Source organism: Bariatricus sp. TF06-38A (genome assembly GCF_027690675.1).
Taxonomy (GTDB): Bacteria; Bacillota; Clostridia; order Lachnospirales; family Lachnospiraceae; genus Allocoprococcus; species Allocoprococcus comes.
In genome coordinates this window covers 67605-90348 of sequence record NZ_JAQFCE010000004.1, presented here as the reverse complement: position 1 = coordinate 90348, position 22744 = coordinate 67605, and the positions used below count along the sequence as shown (strand labels likewise).

The following is a 22744-nucleotide window of genomic DNA, read 5'->3' as shown; positions in this document are numbered from 1 at the left end:
TCCTGATAATCTTCCTACTTCTTATTTTAGATAAGACATGATAAAGAATTTATCAAAAACTATACTTCTGATGCAAAAAATCATACTTTTACCAAAAATTATACATTTCAGAAAAATAAATAGCAAGAAATTAAAAAAAGTCGTTACATGATCGATATGATCAGATCCGGTTGCAAGTGATGATAAAATCGTGGTATCAGAAAGCGGTGAACAATGATCACCAAAGCATCCTCCACCCATTACAGCTGCTATTGCAGCATATACGACCGGTGTTAAAGCTCCACCAGATATATTCAGAGCCATCTGTACATAGATTGGTGTAACAATCGCATAGGTTCCCCATGAAGTTCCTGTAAAGAATGCAATAAAAGCAGATACTACAAAAGTCAATGTCATAAGGATCGTCGGTGTCATCCAGCTTTCTGTAATAGAAATTACATAATCTGCAGTTCCTTCGGAATCTCCTATAAAAAAAGCTGGCAGACAAATGTATTTTTTCTCATCTGTCTGTCAGCTTTCTGATTCTTATTCTAATTTGATTCTTTGTTACAAATTATCGTATAGTCTTATTTTCTTTTTCTGCGTTTCCAGGCAAAGCCACCCATACCTGCTCCGAGCGAAGAAACTGCAAGTCCAAGCCAGCCAAGTACACTTGCCGGATCTCCTGTCTTCACAGAATCGCTTCCGCTTGTCTTTGACCCATTGGTTGTACCATCTGTCTTCTTTACAGATGAGCTGCCTTTCTTTACAAGTGCTTTGATCGCTTTGTTCAGGCTGTTTGTTGCATTATCTACTGCTTCCTGGCTTTCTTTTGCTTCCAGTGCTTTCTGGGCATCTGAAAGTGCGCTCTGCAGTGCTTTCCAGCTATCTGCTGTGTAATCTGCTTCTTTAAGCGCTTTTGCATCTGCAATTGCTTTTTCAAGAGAAGCAGTATTGATTGCAACCGGTTCTTCTTCAGCTTTAACCAGTGCATCTTTTGCTGCATTTAAAGCAGCAAGTGCCTGATCAACTGCATCCTGACTTTCCTTTGCTTCCAGTGCAGTACGTGCGCTCTGCAGTGCTGCCTGGTATACACTCCAGCTATCTGCTGTGTAGTCTGCTTCTTTAAGGTTATCAGCTTCTGCAATTGCAGCTTCCAGTGCTGTTGTATCAACCTCTGCCGGTGCCGGAGTCTCTGCTATCTTGTAAGTAAATGTAAGAGGAGTTTTATAACCTGTTGAAGCTACTGTAATCTGGAATTCCGTTCCAGCTACCGCATCCTTAAACGGATCTGCATCTGTCTTGATCGTACCATCCTTATTGATAATAACTACGGAGCCTCTTCCACTTGCTGCATAATCTTTACCATTTACATTTACAGAAGTAATATTTCCAAGATAAGCTTTAAGCGCATCTATGTCAAATCCTTCTGCCTCTACAAGTTTCTTATTCTCTTCATCATATGCTGCAGGCATATCTTTTGTTGTCAATGTAAATGTTGTAACAACATCTGCATATTTCTTGTTCTTATCTTTAATTGTGAGGGTATATTTTCCAGGTTTTACAGAAGCTGCTGCTCTGCTCTCTGTCGCTGCTTTAAAAGTCAGTACATTACCTTCTACCGACACATCCAGTCCATCCACACTGTATTCCGGTTTAAATTCATCTGGAAGCTGTACACTGATTTTAGTCTTGCCTGCTGTAATGTCTGCATCGGCGACTTTCACTTTTGTAATCTCTGATTTTACAGGAACATAGATATCTGCGATATCCATTGTATACACACCATTTGTTGTATAATACTCAATGCTGTCAATGGTCTTGCCCATCATAGATTTGTAATGTTCAGATGATGTCGGGCAACCATGTACTTGACTTGTAAATCCGGTACTCCATGCGAGTTTCGTACCTAACCAGATATTTTCTAAATGACGCATACCATAAGCGGTTCCGTCGGTTGTCTTTACTACAACTGCATTTACATTGTCTGATGTGATTTCTTCTGGAAGTCCATCAAGATCAAGCTCGTAATCTCCATAAGATGATTCGGTTGAAAGTTTTGCTGTAACTCCTTCTACCACCTTTGCTTCCTGACCTTTTACCTCACTGAATACAAGATTTCCATCTGCATCAAGTGACACTTCTTTATAATTTGCCGGTATTTCTGAAAGCGGGTAATATGCATAAGATGCGTTTTCAAATAATGTATCTTTTCCGGTCAGAGTTGTAGTACTTGTCTGACCTCTGTTTGTAACTGTAATATCTACCGTATCACTGTCTTCTACTTTTTTGTATTTCGAAAGATCTACCGAAGAATCTACTTTTACAGCATAAGTGATACCATCAATACTGGATCCATCTGCTTTTTCATGGTATGATCCACCTGCAAGGCCTTTGGTTCTGGTCTTGTTCTTTGTCGCAGAAGTAAATGCATCTACCGCAATATCATTACCTGTTGTTTCAGCTTTGTAGAATTCTGCGTATGGGATGTTCATGAGAACATATTGCACTTTCACAAGAGAGTCAATTGCATCTGTCAGATGTTTAACCTGTTCGTTTACTTCTGACTTCAATGGATTTTCTGACTTAAGGAGATCTTCTGATTCTTCCAGTTCATCCTGCATCTTCTTCCAACTATCAGTAGTATACTTAGATTGATTCAAGGCTTTTGCTTCATCGATCTTGTCCTTCAATGCCGCTATTTCTTCTGCACTTGCTGTTTTTAATGTGGCAATATTCTCGGTTCCAACCTCAAAATTATAGCTGTAATCAGCATAACCAAGTCCATAGATAGTAATCTTCCAGTAACCGGTTCCATTCGTATTTTCCGGCAGCTGGCATCTTAAAGAATCAGTAAGTCCAAGCTGGATCCCCATTGATTTATGCATCCAGTTATCTGATGCAAATTTTGTTCCAAATACTCTTACCGGATTTGTATAAGTATCATCATTTCCATAGTATGTCCATTCAACAGCCTGCATCGCAGAACCAAGTCCGCCATAATTTCCATTAAAATCTACACGGATGAATTCTCCATAGCTTCCAACTTTATCTCCTGCTTTGACATCCGGAGTAACATCAGCAGTTGCAAGCTGTGTATCCTTTAATCCAGAATAAGATCCTGTTGTTCTTGCTGAAAATGTGAAAGAACCATCTTCCTGCTTTTCTGCTGTCTTAAGACCATTTGTATTTGGGGTTACATCTGCAATTGCTGTGTATGACTGGAGCTGATTTTCAGAGAATCCTCCACTTAATGTGCCTCCGTTTTCCACAACTGCATATTTTTTTCTTAATGCATTCAGATCTGCTGTCTTTACTTTGACCGGAACATATTTGATACCTGTCACTTTATAATCAGCCTGGATAAATGAGCTTCCGTCTTCAGCTGTAAATACTGCTTTTTTATCTTCATTGGTTGATCTCGTATAAACACTTCCGTCTGTCATTACAGCTTTTCCATCTGCATTCCAGTATGCAAGATCATATTCGTTTCCATTTGTATCTTCAATAACTGCGCTGCACTGGAAACTTCCTCGATGTAATCCATGATTTGCAGTCGCTCTTGTTACTGCATCAAAAGCACCCTTGTCATACTCATTACGTGAATCTACATCAGCAGAGGATTCTGTATCACCTGCTGCATAGACACCTTCATTTGCCCAGTATTCAGACCAGCTCATACCAACATAAACATAAGAATATTTACTGTCTTCTTCCGGCACTTTATAAGTAAATGTGTATGTCTGATAACCGTCTTCTGCAATTGTTATGGCAAATCCCTCTCCTGCTTTTGCATCTTTAAATGCATCCTGTGAAAGATCCAGTTTTCCGTCTTCTGTGATCAGTTTTACTGCTTTTTTCCCGGAAGCCGCATATTCTTTTCCATTCACAGTTACGGATGTAATATTTTTTAAATATGTCTGGAATTCTTCTTCATCAACACCATCCGCTTTCACCACAGCCGGATCTTTGTCATTCTCATTATATTTTACCGGCGTTGTCTCTGTGTAAACATTAAAAGTCGTTGAAATCGGTACATAATTTCCATTCCTATCACTAAGCGTAACTGCATATCTACCTTTTGCAAGTGCTTTCTTAAAATTAATTGTTCTTGTAGTTGTCTTGCCATCTGATTTGATCTCAACAGAATATGCATCTTCATCGATTCCATCAATTTTATATTCTTCTTCAAAATCATTTGGAAGTCCACTTACCGTTATAGCTGTTTTTTCTGATTTCACAGATACATCCGCTACTGATACTTCTCCGTCAAATTTCTTTGCAACTTGCTGATCCATCGGAATTTCATAAATACCCTGATCTGTGTAGTAAGTTACTTTATTGATCGTCTGTCCCATCATGGCAGCATAATCTTTGGAATCCAGTGTGTTCCCATGGGATTCTGTTACAAATCCAGTACTCCATGCAAGTTTTGTTTTCTTCCAGATATTTTCCACATGGCGAAGTCCATAACTGCTTCCTTCTTTTGTGCTGACCACTACACCATATACAGTATTCACATTTTTCAGATCCTCACTCGTAATATCTAACTGGTAATCACCATATTTTGATGACGTAGAAAATTCAGTTTTCGCATTTGTCAAAGTTGTCGGTCCTTCTCCCTTTACTTCGCTAAAGCTGAGGCTTCCATCCTCATTTACAGTTGCCTCTTTATAATATGACGGTGTATCACTTAATGTGTAATAAGAATAGCTTGCGCTTTCAAATAATGCACCTTGTCCCTTATATGTAACAGTATTTTCTTTTCCTTTAATATTTGTTGTAATCGTAACTTCACTTTCATCAGTAACCTGTGTATATTTTTCTAATACAGATGCATCACTGATCTTAACCGGGAATGTTACACCGGTAATATCTGAACCATCACTATTTACATGATAAGAACCTGCTGCAAGGGATGCTCTTGTTTTCTGCTTTGTTGCTGACGAAACAGCATCTGCGCCTGCGACACCGTCTGCTTTATAAAAATCGGCATATGGGATGTTCATTAATACATAGACTTCTTTCTGTACGTCTGGTGTTTTCGTCGACACAAGTGCATCAATTGCATCTGTTAACTCTTTTGCTGCCATATCTACTGCTGTCTGATCTTTTGCTGTAAGTGCTGCTCTGGCTTCTGTCAGCTTATCCTGCATTGCTTTCCATGATTCATCTGTATAATCAGCTTCAGTTAAACTTTCTGCTTTTGTGATCGCAGCCCGAAGCTCATCTGTTTTCACATTATTTTCTTCTTTTTTAGTTGCATTTTCTAATGCATTATTTACTGCATCAACGATCGCCTTAGATGAGCACGTCGCTCTTGATACTGCATTGATTCCATCTGTTCCATTGGCATCTATAATCTGCTGTACAACACCTGTCGGATTCTTTTTCGTTCCGTTAGCAGCATTCGTAATATAAGTATTATTATCTTCTGCTCCATTTCCCTTGATATTTCCTATAGATTTGATTACTCCATTTTCTATCGTTACCTCTACAGAAAGATCATATTTTTCAAAATCCTCATATTCATCCGGTGTACACTTTGCAGTCCCTGTATATGTTCCATCCTGAATCTTCGCTACATCCTCACTGTTTGCCGCAAACACCGTCGACGGACAAAGTCCAGCTACCATCGACATTGCCACAGCCATCGTCATAGCTTTTGTCTTAATTGTTCCCTTTCCCATAATTACCTCCTTGTTGTTGATAAAATTTATTATTAAGTTAGTTTATACTAACCCATAATTAAAAAAAATTAACCTATCTGCGCCTCTCTCTCAGATTCTCTTTTTACGATCGGAAGCAACTTTTTACTTATCATTCCCATCACAAATCCGGTCACTGTACCGGCGATCAGAAGTGCCGGAAGATAATAGATCAGTTTCAGATTCTCTACCACAACTGATGCCACAATGATCTGACCGATATTGTGTGACACGCCTCCGGCGATACTGACTCCGGCTACGGAAAATCCTTTCAGCCTCTTCATCAGCGCCATGACCAGAAAGCTTAAGATTCCTCCTGCCAGGCTGTAAACGATCGACATTCCATTTCCAAATAAAAAGCCGGTCAGCAGGATTCGCATAACTACCACCAGAAATACTTCCGGAAATTCCAGAAAGTACATCCCAGTCACTGTCACCAGATTGGCAACTCCGAGCTTCATTCCCGGTATCCCGAAATTGATCGGTATTAAGCTTTCCACATAACTGAATATCATCGCAAGCGCAACCAGCATTGCCATATTGGCAAGTTTTTTGTTTTTATTCATCTATTTTTCCTTTATCATTTTGCGATCGTATCCGGAGCTACATCTTCCGGAGCTGAAGTTCCAAAGCTCTGGTCATTCTCATTTTCCAGAACCTCTACTACGAGCTTATGTGGCAGACAGACGATCGTCTGTGTATGCCCGCTGATCTTTCCCTGCTCTTCACAGTATCCATCCGGGCAGTTTGCCTCTTCCATATACGCCTTTCCGTCTTCGATCCGGATTCGGTTATAAAAATCGCCATCCTCTACTTCGATGGTCTGATCCCTCGACAAGGAATATGTTCCATAGATTTTCCCATCTAGCGTAACCCGGATCTGATTTCCTTCTTCCCCTCTCGTCAGCCGCATCACAAGCAGCATCGCAAGCGCAATCACAATAATTCCTGCTCCAAGTATCAGATCTTTCTTCTTCATCTTCTATACACCCAGCCAGAGCAGAAGAATCAGTAAGATTACTGCCCGCAAAATCGTAAACCAGAATTCATTTCCACAAAGTTCTTTTACTCCGGTATGAATATTTCCTTTCGGACAGGTATCGATACATTTCTGACACTGGAAACAGTCCCCTTCTACCTTCGGAGATCCATCTTCCGGAAGTCCAATGTTAGAAGGACATTTCTTTGTACATGCCTTACATCCTTTGATGCAGTTTTCCCGGTCTCTGTGAAGTGCGAAAAACGGAAGGACCGGAAGCAGGGAAAACACAGCTCCCATCGGGCAGAAATTTCTGCAGAAAAACCGTTCTTCAAAACACATTCCCACGAGAATCAGAACCAGAAGAACGAGTCCCACCAGATATCCGCCAAGCTTAAAGTTGCCTGCATGGAGCATGGAAAATACATCCCACGGGCTGGTTCCTTTTGCTTTGCTGTAGACGCCTGTAAAGCACAGGATTGAAATCAGTGCCAGTACAATATATTTCAGATAACAGAGCTTTTCTGTCCATGCATCCGCAATCTGAAGAGGTTTCTTTTTCATCTTTTTACAAATCCACACATAGAGTGCATGCACACCATCTCCCAGTGTACCGAACGCACAAGCGAATCCGCAAAAGAATCTTCCGAACAGAATGGTGTAAATACAGATCACAACCAGTACTGTCACGAAAGAGGTCACGGCAACCTTTTCGCCTGCACCGATCTGTGTAAAGATGTATTTCACTCCGGCAAATGCCGCTGTATACACAGATGGGATAAACAGAAAATAAAGTACCTGGATCAATGCTCTCAGCCATATATGTAATTTTTTTATATCTTTCGCCGTTAAATTATGAATATCCATCTTTTTCACGTTACTTTACCGCCTTTTCCAGAGCCTGTTCCGATGCATTTTTGATTCCGGTCGAGCTAAATGTCGCACCACTGATCGTATCTACATCTGCGCTCTGTGCATCGATGATCTTCGGAATCATATCCTTTGCCATGGAAAGGTATGCCCCGTCTTCTTTCTCTGCCGATATCACATTGATCTCTACAATCTTGTTTTTCTCAATCTTCACTTCTACCTGGATCGTTCCGCCAAATCCATCAGCTTCCCCGGTATAGGTTCCGTCCTTGTAGTTTGTGGAACCTCCATTTTCACTGTCTGATTGTCCGTTTCCGGCAACCTGTGCGGAAAGCCGGGCGATCTCATCTTCTTTCGCACGCACATCCAGCACTGAATTGTATCCCAGCAGAACTCCCACGATCGCGAGCATACTTACCAGTCTTACCCAGAATTCTCTCATTGTTATTCAGCCTCCATATCTGTCGGTCTTTCTGCTGCTTCCAGTACTTTTTTGCATCCTTCCAGGATTGCATTGGAAGAGCAGGTTGCACGGGAAACAGTATCAATATCCTCCGGCATTCCTTTATCTATGATCTGGAATACCACACCTTTTATGCTTGAAGTACCATTTACCGCTCTCTTAATATAGCTGTCATTACTGCTTGCACCATCGCCTGTGATATCCGTAATTGACACAATTTTATCGTTGCGGATCTCCACCGACATTGTCAACTCATACTCTTCAAAATCTTCGTCTTCATCCGGCGTACACGGAACGGTCACTTCATAAGTTCCACTGACATATTTTGTATTTTCTTCGTCTTTTCCATCTTTTGATTCCAGCTGAGCAATTGCTGTTTTCAGCTTTTCTACTGCTTTATCCACAATAGTCTGTTTTGTTTCCTCGAGTGCTTCTTGTGCGTCCGCAATTCTGGTCTGCAGAACTGCCCAGCTTGTTTTTGTGTATTTATCTTCTTCCAACTTTTCTGCTCTCTCGATCAGCTCTTTCAGATCAGTCAGATCCGGCTTCTCATCAATGGATTCTCCATTTGTCACTTTCTCTGCCTGTTTCAGTGCATTCTTGATTGCATTTAACAGTCCTTTGGAACTGTAGGTTGCTCCTGACACAGTATCTACATCGTCTGTCTTCTGTGTCCTTATCACCTTTTTCACAACATCCATTGCACGATTAAAGAATGCTTCATCATCTGAGCTTTCTGTGATCAGGATTGCTTTGATCGTCTTTTCCTGGATCACGACCGCAACGGATACATCTCCGCTGTAACCCTCTGCTGTTCCGTAATAGATTCCTTCCTTGTACGGAACAGTTCCGGTTACAGTAGAACTATCGTCATCTGACGAACTATTGTTATTACTGTTGTTATTGCTATTTTGTGTGCTGTCCGATGTACCATTTACCACCGCCTGACCCAGCGCATCCCGGACTGCCTGGATAATTCCGACAGAGCTGTAGGTTGCCCCTGACACCGTATCCACATTGGTACTCTGTGTCGTAATAATAGAATCGATCAGAGAAGCTGCTTTGGAAATATAATCGCTTCCGTCACTGTTCTCCACAATCTGGATGGATGCGATCTTCCCTCCGCTGATTTCTACCATAACCTTCAGCGGACCGCCAAATCCGGTTCCCGAACCGTAATAAGTTCCGTCCTTATACGCTGCCGCATCTTCTACCTGTGCCACACTAGTTGAGCTTCCTGCCGCCGCCCCTGTCTGACCGGACTGCGCCTGTCCTGTCTCGCTGGTATCCTTTTCCCCGGTCAGCGCATTTTTTACGGCGCTGATGATTCCTCTGGAACTGAACGTTGCTCCCGATACAGTATCCACATCCAGCGTCTGTCCTTCGATGATCTTGTCGATCACCGCTTTCGCACGCGTGAAAAACGCCGCATCATCGGAAGAGCTCAGAATATCAATCGAAACGATCTGCTTGTCCTTGATCAGTACCGATACGGTGATGTCTCCTGCATACCCGGTTCCGGTTCCCTTATACACACCATCCTCCAGGTTAAATGATCCTTTGGCTGCTGTCTTTTTTTCTTCTTTCTTCTCTTTTGTCTCTTCTTTTTTTGCCGGTGTTTCTTCCTGTGTCGCCGCATAGACCGGAGCCTCATATCCACTTAAAGAGCCTGCCACGCACGCCGTAACCAGTGCAACTGAAAGAACGGGTGCAAACGGTTTTAATTTTTTACCGGTTTCTTTGATGTCCATCTCTCATTATCCTCTCATTTCACGCAAATTATTTCGTAATAACCTTCATGTTAAAATCCGTTGTAAAGCTGTCTTTCAGACCTTCTGTCACATAAATCGTCCCATCATCTGTCGCAAAGATCGCCTCAAACTCATTACTGTGCGCCTTCCAGAACTCTGCCGCTTTTTCTTCTCCCATGATAAAAAGGGAGGTGGAAAGCCCATCTGCAAGGGTTCCGTCCGAGCTTACGATCGTGACAGATACCAGTCCGTTCTCTGCCGGATATCCGGTCTTTGGATCAATAATGTGATGATAGGTCACACCATCCTGTTCAAAATAGCGTTCATATCCACCAGATGTGATCACCGCTTTATCCCGAATGGATAAAACTCCCAGATAATCCTCTGTGTCGTCCGGACTCTGTACCGCAACCCGCCAGTTGCTTCCGTCTGTCTTGGTTCCGAGTGCCTGTACATTTCCACCCAGATTTACCAGACCACTTGTAATCCCGTTTTCTTTGAAAATATCCATAATCCGCGAAGAAGTATAGCCTTTTGCAATTCCTCCAAGGTCGATTTTCATCTGGTCATCTTCAAAAGAGATTTCTCTCGTATCCTTATCGTATGAGATCTTCGCTGCATCCACATGCTTCAGAAGCCCTGTCAGTTCGTCAGCTGATGGGACACGGAAATTCTGTATCGGAAATCCCCACGCCTCCATAACCGGATAAATTGCGATATCAAATGCCCCATCCGTTTCCTTATTCAGTTCCAGTGCGCGCTTCACAAGATATCCGCCATCTTCTGAAAGTGTTGCACTTTTCTGTTCATTCAGTTTTACAATCTCACTGTCTGCATTTCCCGTTGATAAAAGTGTATCTAATCTTTTAATCTCTGCTTCAGCGGCATCCACCGCATCCTGTGCTTTTTCTCCATATGCTGTCACTGTCATATAGGTATCCATTGCAAAAATGTCTTTTGATGCCTCATTATTCTGAGAGGTTCGTTCTGTACTTTCCTTCGAACTGGCTGTTCCTTCACTATTTTTACTCTTTGTTGTATTCTGACCACCTTGACCGCATCCACCCGCGAATACAGATACGCACAGACAGACCACAATGATTTTATTTTTGAATTTCATTCTGTTTCCTCTTGTTTGTATTCTCTAACTTAGAATAGTTTATATTACCACAAGTTAGTATGTCAACATTGAAGTTGTTAGTTAAGAAACTTTCTCATTTTACAATTCATACTTGTATTCAAAAAGAGCTTATGGAAAATGTGCCATTACATTTTCCATAAGCTCTTTCGTTTTTTTCTAAGATTCTAATGTTTTACTCATAACATATCTTCGTTTCCCGCCATACTTCTTTGTCTCGAGAACTGCCTTCATTCCAAGCTTTTCCATATTGCGAAAACTGTATATATTATCCGGATGAACTGTTGCCATCAGATACCTCATCTGCTTATTTTTTACGATTGCTTCTGACTGACAGAAAAGCTCATATTGCAGTCCGTATCCCTGATACTCCGGTACTACAACAGCAATCTCCAGATGCGCAACCCGCTTCATTTCTTCCCTGGAAATCTTCAGATATTCTCCCAGGTTGTCCTCTGCCAGTCCTGGAATACGGACAATCATGATTGCTGCAATCTGTCCATTTTTCTTTGCCAAAAGGGTAAATCCTTCCTCACGGATATGCTTTGCAAGAAATTCTTCATCCTCTGCCTCAAACCATTCTTTCACGGGAACACTTTCTCCGGCAAGCTTTACTATACGACAAATTTCAGGAAGATCCTCCTCATTCGCCCTGCGGAACTGAAACGCATTTCTCTTCGTCATACTCTCCATTTACAGCATCTCAACAAACGCAGCAAGTCTGGTGTTCAGCTGTCCGATGTCTGCCTGAGAGTAATCGGTTTCCACACTGATATACGGAATTCCCTTTTCACCTGTCACAAACTTGCGGATGGTATTGGTCTCCACATTGTAGGTATGACAGGCCTGAAGGATCATATCTACCACACCGTCTACCTGATATTCGTCGATCAGTCTTCCAAGAAGCTCCAGACGATTCGGGTTCGGCGTCATAACAGAACATCCAATGCTGAGGTATCTTCTTGCGATTGCATCGTAGATATCTTCTGCGTCCTCGTCTACCAGCTTGTCAATGGATTTTGCACCGCTGCAATTTTCAAAAGTTACAACAATACCGCCGTTGTCTTCTACGGCACGGATTACTTTTTCAGTTGCTCCTCCGATTGGACATCCTGTGATCAGGATACGTGGTTTCTTCTCTTCTCTCTTGCCCTCTGCATATTCTTTTTCAATCTTCGCAGTAAGAGCATCCACTTCACCCGGGATCAAGGAACGGTCAAATTTGAAGGTGCTTCCGTACAGAACTTTGAACAGATCCTGTCCTTTGATCGGAGCCGGATCATATTTCATTACTTCATAAAGTTTCTTTAAGGATCGACGTGCCTGATTCTCTGTCTTTACAGCTTCACGGATCTGCTCTTCCGTGATCGTCACGCCAAATTTCTGTTCCAGATATTCCTTGAAACGGATGATCTCGCCTTTCCAGAGTTGAAGTCCCGGTTCTCTCTGGCTATTCGGAAGTTCCATAATAAATACATCTTTGAATTCTGACATATATTCATACATCTTCTTCTTACCATCACAGGTTGTTTCCCCAACTACTACATCTGAGAAATAGAAGAACGGACATTTGTCTGTCTTTGCAAATCCATAGCTTGATTTGATCAGCGGACAGAGGTTCTTCGGAAGATCTTTCTCTGCTTCCGGAATTGTCTCATCAGAAGTTGAGCAAAGGCTTACGCATCCTGCCCCCATCGCCATTGCAATCTCTTTCGGGAAGTATGTACAGTACGATCCAACAACTGGAACCCCTTTCTCTTTTAACTCCTTGACAGCCAGAAACGATTTCTGTCTCTGCTCTGCGAATTCCTCAAATACCTCTGGTAAATCTTTAATCAGTTCCATTTTCATTATCTCCTTTTATCCTTTTTTTCTCTGGCAAGAAGTGCTGCCCCGTATGCCCCCGCAAAACGACCAAACTCTTCTGATTCCACTTTCTGATCCAGCTTTTCTGACAGGATTCCTGTGAAATAAATGCTGTGACTGAGTCCTCCGGTCAGGATCACTCTGTCTCCAAGTTCCTTTTTCTGCGCAAGCTGCACTACTTTATTGGCAACAGAATCTACAACTCCGGCCGCAATATCTTCACGCTTTTTTCCTTCTCCGATATAGTTAATCACCTCAGATTCGGCAAATACCGTACAAAGTGAGCTGATCGGAATAACTTCTCCTGCTGCCGCCATATCAAATAATTCATTGATCGTAACACCCAGGCGGTTCGCCATGATCTCCAGAAACTTTCCTGTTCCCGCCGAACATTTATCATTCATCTGGAAATCGGATACCATTCCATTCTGTACAATGATCACCTTCGTATCCTGTCCTCCCACATCAATGATCGAACAGTCCCCCCCTGCAAGTTCACGACCCCCTCTGGCATGGCAGGTAATCTCTGTAATTACATGATCTGCAAAATCAACTGCGATTCTTCCATATCCTGTAGCAACTACCTTTGTATCATCTGAGGTAACATCTACCCCCATCTCAAGCAGCTTATTCTTGATCTTTTCGCAAGTCTCTTTGCTGCTCCATCCTGTCGGCAGTACGAAATGTTCTTTCTTATCTCCTTCAACAACAACCTTGGATGCTGTTGATCCGATATCAATTCCTACATAATTCATATTTCTTCCCTTTTCTCTCTTTAATGACATCCTGTTTCTATGCTGTTTTTCCAAAATGCCTCTGGTTATTAGGATAACATTTTCATAATATTTCTTCAATAAAACTGCCTGTTTTACTTATTGTTTATCCGGATAGGCCGACTTCTCTATAGAGTTTTTCTATTGTAAAATTTCTCCGATATGTAGTACCTTCTATTCGGAATTTCCTGTAAAAAAATGAGCCTGCCTAAAAAGCAGACTCATGCACTATTCCTCATTCTGATAGCGGATTTCCATCAGGCAGAGTCCCTGCGGCGGTGCCGTGACCGCTTCCCTGGTTCTTTCTCCGCCTTCCAAAAGTTCCTTTACCTTTTCCGGTTCGTAAAATCCTCTTCCGACACGCACCAGTACCCCGGCTATGATGCGCACCATGTTATACAAAAATCCATTTCCCGTAATCCGGATCGTAATATGCTCTCCGCTTTGCAGAATCTGCAAATCCGTGATTGTCCGCACCGTTGTCTTTGCATTAGTACGGATACAGCAAAATGGTGCAAAATCGTGTTCTCCTTCCAGATAAGCCGCTCCGCGTCTCATCTGCCCCACGTCCAGGTCAAAACTTACAAAGTAATTATAAAGCCTCTCTGTCGGAATCGGCACTTTCGTATTGATGATATGATATTCATAGGTTTTCAGAGTATCCTGATAACGTGGATGCCAGTTAAGATCCACCTCATCTGATTTTACAACTACAATATCTTTCGGAAGACGCTGATTCAGGGCATAAGAAAAACGTTCTGCCGGTATCCTGCTTTCCGTGTCAAACACAGCAATATTTCCTCTTGCATGAACCCCGGAATCCGTCCGGCTCGCCCCTATCACCTGAATCTCTTCTCCGGTGAGCTTACAGATTGCCTTATTCAGCACTTCCTCGATCGTAATTCCATTTGGCTGGATCTGCCAGCCACAATAATTTGTTCCATCATAAGCCACTGTTAATCTGATTCTTCTCATCTTATGACTCCTTAAAAGATCCACAGCTTGAATGGAACATATCTTCCAACAACAAATGCGATCACAACATACAGGATCGTAATCAGGTATGCCATGTGGTCAGCACTCTTATAAATCAGAGGTTTCATCTTGGTTCTGCCATTGCCACCGCGATAACATCTTGCTTCCATTGCCATTGCAAGATCATTGGCACGGCGGAATGCGGATACAAAGAGCGGAACCAGGATCGGAATCATTGCCTTTGCCTTCTGGATCAGATTTCCACTTTCCATATCCGCACCTCTGGCAATCTGTGCCTTCATGATCTTATCCGTTTCCTCCAGAAGGATCGGAATAAAACGAAGTGCGATCGACATCATCATCGAAATCTCATGTACCGGTACATGGAGCTTATTCAATGGGTGAAGAAGCTTCTCCAGACCGTCTGTCAGTGAATTCGGTGTAGTTGTCAGTGTCATAAGTGAGGATCCCATAATCAGATAGATCAGCCGGATCGCCATATAAACCGCTGTGCTTAAGCCGTACTCCGTGATCTTGATAAAGCCCACATGGACCAGTGTCTTTCCGCCCGGTGTCAGAAATAAGTTGAAACATACTGTGATCAGAAGCAGAATGATAATTGGCTTCAGTCCTCTGACAATGAATTTAAACGGTACCTTCGCCAGCTTAATGCATCCAAACAGGAACACAGTCGCAAGTACATATCCCAAAATACTTTTAAATGTAAAAAGAGAAATCAGATACAGCAGTGTGCATACAATCTTCACACGCGGATCCAGCTTATGGATACGGCTGTCAGCCGGATAATATTGTCCAATCGTTATGTCTCGAATCATTTGGCTGCCCTCTCCTTCTTCAGTGCTTTCATAATGCCATCCGCTGCTTCTTCTATCGTGGTTGCATCTGTCGGAACATCCATTCCCTTTTCCTTCAGCGCATGCATGATGTACGTTACCTGTGGTGCCGCAAGTCCCACACTCTCCAGTTCTTTGTAGTGTGCAAACACTTTCTTTGGCACATCATTAAACATGACGCTGCCTTTATTCATCACAATAATACGATCCACATATTTTGCAATATCTTCCATACTGTGGGAAACTAGAATGACAGTCATGTCTGCTTTTTCGTGCAGATAGGCAATCTGATCCAGGATCTCATCTCTTCCCTTCGGATCCAGTCCTGCAGTCGGTTCATCCAGAACCAGTACCTTCGGACGCATTGCCAGTACACCTGCGATCGCTGCACGTCTTTTCTGCCCGCCTGACAGATCAAACGGGGAATGATCGAAATATTTTTCTTTGAGACCAACAAGCTGCAACGCCTCTCTTGCCCGCTTTTCACATTCTTCCGGTGAAAGTCCCTGATTCTTCGGTCCAAAACAGACATCCTGAAGTACATTGACCTCAAAAAGCTGATGCTCCGGATACTGAAAGACCAGCCCGACCTGATTTCGCAGCTCACGTAAGTTATAGTTTTCTCCGTAAATATTCTCTCCGTTGTAATAAAGTGCTCCGCTTGTCGCCTTGATCAGTCCGTTCAGATGCTGGATCAGTGTCGATTTACCGGAGCCGGTGTGACCAATGATCCCGACAAATTCACCGTGTGGGATTTCCAGGGATACATCCTTCAGCGCATGCTTTTCATATGCAGTTCCTTCACTGTATACATAATTGATATGTTCTAATTTAATCGACATAATATCTCCACCAATTCTTCCTTCTTCAAAACTCCCGCCGGAATATCAAGTCCTCTTTTTCTCAGTTCATCAGCAAGGATCGTCACCTGCGGCACATCCAGTCTGTAGTGCTTTAAAGTATCCACCTGTGAAAAGATTTCTCTCGGTGTTCCCTGCATTACCACATGACCGTGATCCATTACGAATACATGATCTGCATCTACAACCTCTTCCATGTAATGGGTGATCAGAATCACTGTAATGTGTTCTCTTTTTCTCAGCTCCATCACACTTCGAAGTACTTCTTTTCTTCCATTCGGATCCAGCATCGCAGTTGGCTCATCCAGTACAATACACTTTGGACGCATTGCCATGACACCGGCGATCGCAACCCTCTGCTTTTGCCCCCCGGACAATTTATTCGGTGAATGGTGACGGTATTCAATCATCCCAACCGCTTTCAGGCTATCTTCCACTCTCTGCCAGATCTCCTCTGTCGGCACGCCCAGGTTCTCCGGACCAAATCCCACGTCTTCCTCAACGACCGTTCCTATGATCTGATTATCCGGATTCTGGAATACCATTCCGGCGCTCTGACGTACATCCCACAGATGTTCATCTTCCTTCGTGTCCATTCCGTCTACCCACATGGTTCCGTCAGACGGAACCAGCAGGGCATTCATATGCTTTGCAAGTGTAGACTTCCCAGAGCCATTATGCCCCAGGATCGCAATAAACTGTCCCGGCTCGATATCCAGCGATACCTCATCAATAGCGCGGCTTTTCCCTATAATATTACCTTCTTCGTCACGCTTTGCATATTCAAATACAAGTTTATCTGTCTTGATCATTTTCATGGTATTTCCTCATATCCATTCTGTAATTTATCTGTCCATACTGTACTAGATTATAACCTAACTGGAATGCCTATGCAATTGATTTCCTGATTGTATCAAAAAAAGAATGCGCCTTCGCACATTCTTTCCCTGTGTTTCTACTACATTTTTTCAATCTTATCCCTGAGTTTCAGCATTTTTGCATCCAGCTCAGATATTTCATCTGCATAGGTTTTTAATTCCTTTGCAACCTCTTCATTCTCTGTCTTCTTATAAAATATCTGGTACTCAAGCACAGACCAGTAATCCATTGCCACCGTACGGAGTTGGATCTCCACCTTTTCCTTCAGTGGTCCTTTGGATGAATAAATTGGGACCTCCACGATCATGTGAAGACTCTTGTATCCGTTCTTTTTGGGATTCTTAATATAATCTTTCTCACGGATGATCTGTACATCTCCCTGCGCTTTCAGACGGTCTGCGACCTCGTACACTTCATCTTCAAATGGACAGACCACGCGGATTCCGATCAAATCCTTCAGTTCTGCTCTTGCCGTGTCAAAATCCGGCTCCAGGCCTTTCCGGATCAGTTTTGTATAAATACTCTCTGCCGTCTTCACTCTGCTGCTGATCTGGTTGATCACAACATGGCGTTTCTTGCGCGAAAGATCTGCATTTATCATATTCAACTTTGCTGTAAGAAGATCGATTGCAGCTCTGCATCTGAGCTGATACTTCTGATCCTGAAGCGAACAGTCTATCTCTGCAATCTCTTTTGCAGCCTCTGTCCGGATCAGCTTTTCAGGGCACTTATTTTTCTGCTTTATCTTTGCCTTCTGTTTCTTTGGCATAGGCATCTCCCTTTTTGTCTTTTTTTTCACACAATATATATTGTATCATCTTTTGCCCTGAAAATCATCAATTCTTGTTCAAGGAAACGTTAAATTTTTTCTTCCAGATTCAAAAAGCGCAGTAAAAGCTCTGCATTCATCCGTGCAATATTATCGCTCCAGTCAATCTGCAGAAGTTCGTTTACCTTGTCGATCCTCTTCCTGATCGTATTGATATGTACATATAATTTTTCAGCTGTTGCGCTGTAGTTCATATTATTTTCCAGATATACTTTTAAAGTCTTTAAAAGCTCGATATTCTTTTCATCTTTCAGGAGTACACTGTAAGCCGAGAGCATATGAGTAAGCTCTTCTTCCGGAATATCCAGCCATGCAAGTGCACCAAGCTGAGAATACTCCCATGCAAAAAGGCTTGGATAAATCATTTTCCCCATATTCAGTGCTTTCTGGCATTTCTCTATGCTCTGACGGATACGTCCAAGAGAAGCGGCATCCAGTGAATAACCAAATTCCAGTGCCGTCTCCGGACAGCTCTTCAGAACTCTTCTCCGGAATTCTTCCAGAAGTGCCAGGATATGACCTTTCTCCCAGTCTTCTTCTCTGTCCTCCAAAAAAAGAATTCCCACATTTTCTCCGATCATTGCGATTCTGGCATATTTGATCAGACTGCTTTTCCTGTAAGCCTCAAGGATCTCTTTTCTCCGGTTTGGAAGTTCTTCCTGATTGTCCGCGCGCCGGAACAATACATACCTGTATTTTGTACTCATGGAAATTCCCTGTACATTCGCCTGAAACATCATCTTCTGTGTATCATCTTCCGTTGCACTCAAAGCGTATAACACAAAGTTCTCAAATCCGATATTTCCCATGTTCTGCGCCGCTACGATCTGCTCATATAATCCCTGCAGCATCAGATAGGCAATCCGGATACTGTATTCATCATAATAATCCAGGAATTCCCGCGCTTCCATCACGGCAAAATACGCCTGTACACTTCCATTTACAGAAATCGGGACCCGTATCCAGCTGATTCTCGGTCCCTCCTGGTGACTCTGATTCACAAGACGGTATCTCACCATGTCCATGTAATCACAAAGCGTATGCCGGGTATACGGCATTGACGGCTCCCAGAAATCCTCTGTTTCAAGTCCGAATCCTTTCGCTATCTTCTGAAAATTCATCGAACTGTAATACGCCTCTTCTTCTACAAAATCATATAAAAATGCCGGGAAACCCATCTCAGCCTCCATCGCCTGCAGGATCCGCTTGATCTTCTGCTCTTTATATGAAAAATTCGACATCTGAAATGTCATATGACTGGTATTGATCCGCAGCCTGCGTATGGTCCGGTTCAGCACAGCAGTATTAATCTGGCTCATCACTTCCATCCATGGTGCTGAAAATGGCATGGAGATAAGGGGCACCTCATACTGATCAAAAAGCTCCAGTATCTCCTCCGGTATTTTCTCCAGATATCGTTCTCTTTTGATCATCATTCCCGCTGATTTCTGGACACTTCCCTCCCGGAATGCTTTTTCAATACAATCTGGTTCCTTTGCAATAACGTACCCTGATGAAAGTACCAGTTCCTTCCCTTTTGTCCAGTGAAATGCATCCGGTGCCTCCATAACTGTGATCCCCTGGATCTCACGGTGCAGTCCCTTTGCCCCCGCCAGAACGTAAAAATCCTTAAAATATTCCTGCGATAATAATTCTTGTATTGCGATACCCATTTCTGTCTCCTGCCTGACTGCACTTATCCCCCTCACACAGTCTGTTTTTCTCCTATTTTCTCAGTGTAACATTCATGAAAATTCTTGTCAAATCCAGTCACACACTTACTTTTTTTCCACATAAAAATCCCGGAAACCTCACGGCTCCGGGATCTTTTTTCTTTACTTTTTCTTGTTTTTATTCACCGTCATACATCGGTGCATATGGTTCTCTGTCCTGCGCATCGAATTCGTCCTGAATTTCTTTTCGCAGTTCCGGCTGTGTATACAGGTCATATGCTGTTGCTGCAATGACTTTTGCTGCGTAAAATGCACCTTTCTGTCCGATCGTGCTTCCGGCAGATGCACAGCTCTGCCAGGTATGCGGTGCAACACCAACCGGCCAGCAAACTGCAGTAAAGAGGTTCATCGGCATCATCTGGCTCACATCTCCACTGTCTGAAGAAGCAGTAAGCGGTGCTTTTTCCCAGGCATTTCTGGAAACAACACCATCTGCTAATGCCTTTTCTTTTGCTTCATACATTCTCTGATCTCTGTCTTTGATAGCCGGATCAACGGTAGCCTGCAACTGTCTTGCAAATTCCATTTCCTCTTCCGTATAAGTTGGTGTTCCGACCTCCTGCAGATTCTTCCATGTCAGATCTGCAAATGATTTTTCGCTGACCATATCACAGCAGCCATATTCAATTTTGGTCTCAACCTCCGTCTCTGTCATCATTGCAGCACCTTTTGCCACAAGTGTCAGTCTGCGGAGAATGTCTTTTACATCGCTGATGTGCGGAGCCCTTGTAAAATACCATGCACTTGCTTTATCCGGCACGATATTCGGTGAAAATCCGCCACTGTCTGTAGTATAGTGGATTCTTGCCTTGTCAACTACATGCTCTCTTAAATAGTTGGCGCCTACACTCATAAGTTCCACTGCGTCAAGCGCACTCCGACCTCTTTCCGGCGCAAATGCTGCATGTGAAGTTTTTCCTTTGAAATAAAACTTCGCAGATGCACTCGCCAGATATCCTTCATCATAAATCATGTTTGCAGACATCGGGTGCCAGCTCAGTGCCATATCGCATCCGTCAAACATATGATAATATGCCATTTTTACTTTTCCACTTAGCAATTCTTCTTCCGGGCATCCATAGAATCTTAAGGTTCCCGGAATTCCTTCCTGCTCAAGAAACCGTTTGATCATGATCGCTCCTGTCACAGCCCCTGCGCCCAGAAGGTTATGTCCACATCCATGTCCTGCTGCTCCCGGTGTTACCGGCTCTTTCGTGATCTGGCATTTCTGGGAAAGTCCAGGAAGCGCATCATATTCTCCAAGAACAGCGATCACCGGTTTGCCACTTCCATATTCTGCATAAAACGCATGTGGAAGATGTTCTTCATTTACAATCACAAATCCTTCATGATGAAGAAGCTCACGGATCATATCCGCTGACTTCTGCTCATTCCCGCCACTCTCAGGATTATTCCATAAATTAGTGCAGATGTCCACGCAGGTAGACCTAAGTTCCTCCATCTGCCCAAGCATCTCTTTTTTCGTCATATCTACCTCTCCTTTTCCATCCAATTATACACTATTCTTACTTTCCGGCTTCTTTTTTCTTTCCATAAGTTGCAAGTGTTACACCGATTGCTACAAATACACTTGCAAGAGTTGTCAGATAGTTTGCTGCTCCCGGAAGCCAGTTGAAAAGACCTGCGTTAATTGCAATACCGATGAGAATTGCAAATGCAAGCATACCACCTGCAAATTTGATTCTTTTCAGTCCAAACTGCATAAGCAAGGCACCAAACAGTGCCGGAAGCAGATAATTCAATGCCTCTATCACACTTGCCGGCATTGCTGAAAGTACAGAGCTCCCGAGGATAACTCCGATCGTCAGCACAGATACGTTGATGACGATGGATGTCGCCATACCGATTACTGAAACGATCGAACCTTTTTCTGTTCCTGGTTCAACGTCAGCTGCGACCTGAGCCATACCGGCACAAGGAACTCGCATATTGGAAATATTTCCTGACAAAAATGCCATGTATGTACCTACCGGACCAAGTACGGTAAAGTAAGAAATCGGTTCTACAACCCAGAGAAATCCAAATGCACTTGCTGCAGAAATAAATGCGGTGGCAAGTGCAGCAGGTTTTGGAAGAAGTCCGTACACAACTGCCAGTACAAGTGCCGGCAGGAAAGATAATACAGCTCCAAGCAATCCGGTAAGTTTACCAATCTTATGCATCTGCGGCATATATTCGCCTTCATAAAAATCTTTTTTTTCCATGTTCGCTCCTCCTTTAAATCACGGCTGTGATGATCATTGCTGCCAGAATTGAAATCGTAAGATTCCATTCTTTCAGCCACTTGATATTCTTTTTTTCTGAAATGGTTAAAAGTATTGCCATAAATACAGCTCCAAGTACGCAGGCAACTGAGTTTTTATTCAGCTTGATCAGATGAGAAGATGACATTGAACTAAATGCACCAATGATAGCCGCACTTGAAATTGCCATCAGTTTTGCCGGATCTCCACCTGAAATTTTGTGCTGTACCTTGTCCATACGGCTTGCAGAAATAGTTGCAAAGATGATCCATCCGATCGATCCAAGGATCATGGTCCATACTGCCATATCAAGTGCCAGTGGTGTCAGTGTATCTGCTCCAAGCTGTACACCAACTGATGCAGTACCAAAACCTGCTGCGATAGATTCAAACATAACGGAACCGATCAGGGAAAGTCTCATCCACGCCATCGGTCCTCCAACAGTGATCAGAAGGGAAAGCATTCCACTTAAGATTACAATAGATGGTCCAATGGAAGTGATCGCGCTGCTCTTGATTGCGTTCTTCATCTGCTTTTCTGTAAGTCCGATCTTCTTTCCTGCCGAATAAGATTTTTTTGCAAAGATCAGGGCCTGTGCGATAACGAGTATTACCGGGATTCCACAGGCGATCCACATCGGTATACTGTTGGCGATTTTCATAGCATCCATATTGCTACCTCCTTAGAAATAAATAAAATATTCATAAAATTTATTGAAATTATAATAAAATTATCGCGATAATTCTATGAATAAATATTCACTTTTCTTTTAAAAGGCATATAGAGGTGAAAAAAAATTCACTTCCATATGCCCTTTCATGAA

Annotated in this window: 20 protein-coding genes; all 20 read right to left on the bottom strand. The window is 42.8% G+C overall.

All coding sequences use genetic code 11. The annotated features are described in order from the left end of the window. Positions 1-21: 21 nt before the first annotated feature. Positions 22-468 carry a Na+/H+ antiporter NhaC family protein gene (locus PG418_RS05545; protein WP_498837210.1) on the bottom strand — a complete coding sequence of 149 codons (447 nt, stop codon included), beginning with the start codon at positions 466-468 and terminating at the stop codon, positions 22-24. A gap of 98 nt (positions 469-566) precedes the next feature. Beyond that, complete coding sequence (locus PG418_RS05540) at positions 567-5669, bottom strand: penicillin-binding Tp47 domain C-containing protein (RefSeq protein WP_498837181.1); 5103 nt, start codon at positions 5667-5669, stop codon at positions 567-569. A gap of 68 nt (positions 5670-5737) precedes the next feature. Continuing rightward, positions 5738-6253: a Gx transporter family protein gene (locus tag PG418_RS05535; protein WP_117834710.1), complete on the bottom strand. Its 516-nt coding sequence runs from the start codon at positions 6251-6253 to the stop codon at positions 5738-5740. A gap of 14 nt (positions 6254-6267) precedes the next feature. Continuing rightward, entirely contained in the window at positions 6268-6666 is a 399-nt protein-coding gene (locus PG418_RS05530; protein WP_368281863.1) for a NusG domain II-containing protein, read from the bottom strand. A 3-nt stretch (positions 6667-6669) separates the two neighbouring features. Next, the gene (locus PG418_RS05525) at positions 6670-7533 is read right to left on the bottom strand and encodes a 4Fe-4S binding protein (protein ID WP_368281875.1); all 864 of its coding nucleotides are present in this window, start codon (positions 7531-7533) and stop codon (positions 6670-6672) included. A gap of 10 nt (positions 7534-7543) precedes the next feature. Next, positions 7544-7978, bottom strand: coding sequence for an FMN-binding protein (locus PG418_RS05520; RefSeq protein ID WP_498837180.1), 435 nt, complete (start codon positions 7976-7978; stop codon positions 7544-7546). Positions 7979-7980: 2 nt separating this feature from the next. Then, positions 7981-9750, bottom strand: coding sequence for an FMN-binding protein (locus PG418_RS05515; RefSeq protein ID WP_270475508.1), 1770 nt, complete (start codon positions 9748-9750; stop codon positions 7981-7983). Positions 9751-9778: 28 nt separating this feature from the next. Next, positions 9779-10870 (bottom strand): FAD:protein FMN transferase, encoded by a 1092-nt coding sequence (locus PG418_RS05510; RefSeq protein ID WP_270475509.1) that lies wholly within the window; start codon positions 10868-10870, stop codon positions 9779-9781. Between the two features lie 177 nt (positions 10871-11047). Further along, the gene (locus tag PG418_RS05505) at positions 11048-11572 is read right to left on the bottom strand and encodes a GNAT family N-acetyltransferase (protein ID WP_173817064.1); all 525 of its coding nucleotides are present in this window, start codon (positions 11570-11572) and stop codon (positions 11048-11050) included. 9 nt (positions 11573-11581) lie between these two features. After that, positions 11582-12733 (bottom strand): double-cubane-cluster-containing anaerobic reductase, encoded by a 1152-nt coding sequence (locus PG418_RS05500; protein WP_022220794.1) that lies wholly within the window; start codon positions 12731-12733, stop codon positions 11582-11584. A 5-nt stretch (positions 12734-12738) separates the two neighbouring features. Next, positions 12739-13509, bottom strand: a complete 771-nt coding sequence (locus tag PG418_RS05495) for an acyl-CoA dehydratase activase (protein ID WP_270475533.1) — start codon at positions 13507-13509, stop codon at positions 12739-12741. 246 nt (positions 13510-13755) lie between these two features. Beyond that, complete coding sequence (gene truA, locus PG418_RS05490) at positions 13756-14502, bottom strand: tRNA pseudouridine(38-40) synthase TruA (protein ID WP_022220796.1); 747 nt, start codon at positions 14500-14502, stop codon at positions 13756-13758. A gap of 11 nt (positions 14503-14513) precedes the next feature. Further along, positions 14514-15338 (bottom strand): energy-coupling factor transporter transmembrane component T family protein, encoded by an 825-nt coding sequence (locus tag PG418_RS05485; protein WP_055156067.1) that lies wholly within the window; start codon positions 15336-15338, stop codon positions 14514-14516. Beyond that, positions 15335-16198, bottom strand: coding sequence for an energy-coupling factor transporter ATPase (locus PG418_RS05480; protein ID WP_022220797.1), 864 nt, complete (start codon positions 16196-16198; stop codon positions 15335-15337). Before PG418_RS05480 ends, PG418_RS05485 begins: the two co-directional genes overlap by 4 nt. Beyond that, positions 16183-17034, bottom strand: a complete 852-nt coding sequence (locus tag PG418_RS05475; RefSeq protein ID WP_008373161.1) for an energy-coupling factor transporter ATPase — start codon at positions 17032-17034, stop codon at positions 16183-16185. The genes PG418_RS05480 and PG418_RS05475 overlap by 16 nt, the downstream gene beginning before the upstream one ends. A 140-nt stretch (positions 17035-17174) precedes the next feature. Next, the gene (locus PG418_RS05470; RefSeq protein ID WP_498837179.1) at positions 17175-17864 is read right to left on the bottom strand and encodes a GTP pyrophosphokinase; all 690 of its coding nucleotides are present in this window, start codon (positions 17862-17864) and stop codon (positions 17175-17177) included. A gap of 89 nt (positions 17865-17953) precedes the next feature. After that, on the bottom strand, positions 17954-19597 hold the full coding sequence (locus tag PG418_RS05465; protein ID WP_270205730.1) for a PucR family transcriptional regulator: 1644 nt from the start codon (positions 19595-19597) through the stop codon (positions 17954-17956). A 178-nt stretch (positions 19598-19775) separates the two neighbouring features. Then, positions 19776-21146, bottom strand: coding sequence for an amidohydrolase (locus PG418_RS05460; RefSeq protein ID WP_195367946.1), 1371 nt, complete (start codon positions 21144-21146; stop codon positions 19776-19778). 37 nt (positions 21147-21183) lie between these two features. After that, positions 21184-21882, bottom strand: a complete 699-nt coding sequence (locus PG418_RS05455; RefSeq protein ID WP_008373154.1) for a hypothetical protein — start codon at positions 21880-21882, stop codon at positions 21184-21186. Between the two features lie 13 nt (positions 21883-21895). Then, positions 21896-22591 carry a DUF5058 family protein gene (locus PG418_RS05450; RefSeq protein WP_008373153.1) on the bottom strand — a complete coding sequence of 232 codons (696 nt, stop codon included), beginning with the start codon at positions 22589-22591 and terminating at the stop codon, positions 21896-21898. Between the last annotated feature and the right edge of the window lie 153 nt (positions 22592-22744).

Coding starts and splice junctions, on each gene's coding strand:
- PG418_RS05535 (WP_117834710.1), bottom strand. CDS start 6,253: ATGAATAAAAACAAAAAACTTGCCAATATGGCAATGCTGGTTGCGCTT.
- PG418_RS05450 (WP_008373153.1), bottom strand. CDS start 22,591: ATGGATGCTATGAAAATCGCCAACAGTATACCGATGTGGATCGCCTGT.
- PG418_RS05500 (WP_022220794.1), bottom strand. CDS start 12,733: ATGGAACTGATTAAAGATTTACCAGAGGTATTTGAGGAATTCGCAGAG.
- PG418_RS05505 (WP_173817064.1), bottom strand. CDS start 11,572: ATGACGAAGAGAAATGCGTTTCAGTTCCGCAGGGCGAATGAGGAGGAT.
- PG418_RS05540 (WP_498837181.1), bottom strand. CDS start 5,669: ATGGGAAAGGGAACAATTAAGACAAAAGCTATGACGATGGCTGTGGCA.
- PG418_RS05520 (WP_498837180.1), bottom strand. CDS start 7,978: ATGAGAGAATTCTGGGTAAGACTGGTAAGTATGCTCGCGATCGTGGGA.
- PG418_RS05470 (WP_498837179.1), bottom strand. CDS start 17,864: ATGCCAAAGAAACAGAAGGCAAAGATAAAGCAGAAAAATAAGTGCCCT.
- PG418_RS05465 (WP_270205730.1), bottom strand. CDS start 19,597: ATGGGTATCGCAATACAAGAATTATTATCGCAGGAATATTTTAAGGAT.
- PG418_RS05455 (WP_008373154.1), bottom strand. CDS start 21,882: ATGGAAAAAAAAGATTTTTATGAAGGCGAATATATGCCGCAGATGCAT.
- PG418_RS05530 (WP_368281863.1), bottom strand. CDS start 6,666: ATGAAGAAGAAAGATCTGATACTTGGAGCAGGAATTATTGTGATTGCG.
- PG418_RS05460 (WP_195367946.1), bottom strand. CDS start 21,146: ATGACGAAAAAAGAGATGCTTGGGCAGATGGAGGAACTTAGGTCTACC.
- PG418_RS05485 (WP_055156067.1), bottom strand. CDS start 15,338: ATGATTCGAGACATAACGATTGGACAATATTATCCGGCTGACAGCCGT.
- PG418_RS05525 (WP_368281875.1), bottom strand. CDS start 7,533: ATGGATATTCATAATTTAACGGCGAAAGATATAAAAAAATTACATATA.
- PG418_RS05515 (WP_270475508.1), bottom strand. CDS start 9,750: ATGGACATCAAAGAAACCGGTAAAAAATTAAAACCGTTTGCACCCGTT.
- PG418_RS05475 (WP_008373161.1), bottom strand. CDS start 17,034: ATGAAAATGATCAAGACAGATAAACTTGTATTTGAATATGCAAAGCGT.
- PG418_RS05495 (WP_270475533.1), bottom strand. CDS start 13,509: ATGAATTATGTAGGAATTGATATCGGATCAACAGCATCCAAGGTTGTT.
- truA (WP_022220796.1), bottom strand. CDS start 14,502: ATGAGAAGAATCAGATTAACAGTGGCTTATGATGGAACAAATTATTGT.
- PG418_RS05510 (WP_270475509.1), bottom strand. CDS start 10,870: ATGAAATTCAAAAATAAAATCATTGTGGTCTGTCTGTGCGTATCTGTA.
- PG418_RS05480 (WP_022220797.1), bottom strand. CDS start 16,198: ATGTCGATTAAATTAGAACATATCAATTATGTATACAGTGAAGGAACT.